Annotated in this window: 1 protein-coding gene; it reads right to left on the bottom strand. The window is 44.8% G+C overall.

Annotated features, from left to right (window positions below):
- The coding region (locus tag DM397_RS00020; RefSeq protein WP_204251825.1) for a glycoside hydrolase family 97 N-terminal domain-containing protein at nt 1–203 on the bottom strand (203 nt) is incomplete at both ends.

The raw sequence follows: 203 nt of genomic DNA, 5'->3' as shown, positions 1-203 counted from the left end.
GAATACAATCCGTTCTCATGTCCTATCAAGCGGCTGGCACAATAGCCGCCGTCTACTCCTGTTTCAGAAATCAGTACCCATCCGCCGTTTACTTTAAACAGGCATGGAAAAGTGTATCCATTTCCCCAGCCATTTTTTCCAACGGCATCATCTAACATATACGAAGTTTCATAACTAGGACCTGTTCTCGCAAATCCGGTCAT

The sequence above is a fragment of the Flavobacterium nitrogenifigens genome (assembly GCF_003254565.1).
Classification (GTDB): Bacteria; Bacteroidota; Bacteroidia; order Flavobacteriales; family Flavobacteriaceae; genus Flavobacterium; species Flavobacterium nitrogenifigens.
This window is presented reverse-complemented; position numbering and strand designations above follow the sequence as displayed.